The sequence below is a fragment of the Kitasatospora sp. MY 5-36 genome (assembly GCF_001182915.1).
In the GTDB taxonomy this organism is placed as follows: domain Bacteria; phylum Actinomycetota; class Actinomycetes; order Streptomycetales; family Streptomycetaceae; genus Kitasatospora.
Genome location: NZ_LFVW01001102.1, coordinates 1 through 1,889, shown reverse-complemented (window position 1 = coordinate 1,889; position 1,889 = coordinate 1). Strand labels below are relative to the sequence as shown.

The window sequence follows — 1,889 nt, the reverse complement described above, 5'->3', positions numbered from 1 at the left end:
CGCCGCACCCGCGAGCGGCTTGTCGCCACCCGGCCCGACCGCCGACGGCCCGTCCGCCCCCGGTCCGGTCGCCCCCGGTGTCAGCCCGGCGAGCGGCACCCCGCGGAGCGCCTTGCCGTCCTCGTCGGTGAGCACCGGCTGCCCGTGTTCGTCCAGCCGGACCGCCAGGTCTGCCACCCCGACCACCGGCGTGCCGTCCGGCCCCGGGACGACCAGCAGCCCGGTGGCGTCGGCCACCGGCGTGCCGTCGGCGCGGAGGATGACCGGCTGCCCGTCCGGGCCGAGGACGGGCTTGCCCTGCTCGTCCACCTTGACCGTCAGCCCGGGCACGCCGACCAGCGGCTTGCCGTCCTTTCCCGCGAGCAGCACCAGCCCGGAGCCGTCGACGCCGAGCACGCCCGGTTCGCCGAGGGCGGGGGGCAGCCCGGCAGCGAGCGGGTCGAACGCGCCGTTGCGGTACGAGGCAGCGGTGACCTCCGTCCCCGGCGTGCTGCCGAGCTTCAGCAGGGCGACCGCGGCCGGCTCCTCGAGCACGCCGGACAGGGCGTCCTTCATGGCGCGGCCGAGTTCGGCGAGCAGTCCGCCGATCTTCAGCGCGGCGGTCTCGACGGCGACGGCCGCCACCCCCGCCGCGACCTGCTCGGTGGCGGCGTTCTCCACCGTGGCCGCGAGGCCGCCGACGGCCTTCCGCAGTCCGCCGACCACCCCGTTCCCGACCACCTCGCTCCCGGCCACCCCGTTCCCGGCCGGGTCGCCGCCGGCCGCCGCCGCGGCGATCTTGCCGGCCGCCTCCTTGGCCTTGGCCGCCTGCTCCTCGGCCTGCCGGAGTTCGGCGGCGAGCTGCCGCAGGGTCGCGATGATCTCGGCCTTGCAGGTGTCCACGGCCCGCGCGGACGTGTCGAAGGCCCCGGCGACCAGCCCGACCGCGCTGTGCGCGTCGTCCAGGTGGCCCTTGCCGCCGCCGCTGAAGGCCTGCCAGTACGCGCCGAAGGCCTCGACCGCGTGGCCGGAGTTGTCGGCGGTGACCCGCCGGACGGACTCGCCGCAGCGGCGGGTGAGCCGGTCGGCCTCCTTGCCGAACTCGCGCCAGACTCCGGCGGCCTTGCGCAGGCCCTCCTCGTCGGCCTGCGGCCACAGCCGGCCGGTCCGGGCCAGCACCGGGACCAGTTCCTCGGGCAGTTTCCGGGACACGCGCTTCCCCCTTCGAGCCGGGCTTCGGGCCGGGTCCGTCAGACCGACATGTCCTTGGGGACGGCGGGCACCACCCCGGGGGTTGCCCCCGGCACCCCGGGAACTCCCGCGACCCCCGGCACCGCCGACGCCCCAGAAACGCCCGGCACCGCCGTCGCCCCGAACCCGCCCGCCGCCGCGCTGTCCGCGTCCGCCGTCCGCGCGGCCATCGTGTGCAGCCCGGCCCCGACCCCGGCCACCCGCCCGGCCAACCCCCGCAGCCCGCCGACGAGTTCACCGCGCGCCTGCCCGTACACGGTGGCGAACCCGCTGCCCGGCTGGTCCGCGCCCCAGGGGGCGCCGAGCGCGGCGAGGCCCTGCTCCAGGGCGGCGACGGCCTTCGTCAGTTCGCCGCCGAGCTTCTCGAACTCCCGGCCCTCGCCGTGCAGTTCCCACGGCTTGAGGACGAACTCCCCGCCCGCGCCGCCGGACGCCCCGGTGCTGCCGCCTGCCATCCCCGTACCTCCCCGTAGCGGTCCCGTCGCGGACCCCGCCGCGGACCGGCCGCCATCCTAGGCGCGCCCCCGGGCCCGCCCGCAGCGCCCGACGGACCTCTTCACCCCGCCTTCCCCCCGGCCGACCCCGCCACCACCGACCCCGCCCCGTGCTCCGCCGGGCCCCGCCGCAAACCCCCCCCCCCCCCCCCCCCCCCCCCCCCC

The 1,889-nt window shown here is 78.5% G+C and carries 2 protein-coding genes; both read right to left on the bottom strand.

Features of this window, described 5'->3' with window-relative positions:
• On the bottom strand, nucleotides 1-1,191 hold a 1,191-nt coding region (locus AE652_RS40495; protein WP_049660812.1), incomplete at its 3' end, for a hypothetical protein.
• A gap of 38 nt (nucleotides 1,192-1,229) precedes the next feature.
• Nucleotides 1,230-1,685, bottom strand: a complete 456-nt coding sequence (locus AE652_RS40490; protein ID WP_049660809.1) for a hypothetical protein — start codon at nucleotides 1,683-1,685, stop codon at nucleotides 1,230-1,232.
• Nucleotides 1,686-1,889: the final 204 nt, after the last annotated feature.

Coding starts and splice junctions, on each gene's coding strand:
- AE652_RS40490 (WP_049660809.1), bottom strand. CDS start 1,685: ATGGCAGGCGGCAGCACCGGGGCGTCCGGCGGCGCGGGCGGGGAGTTC.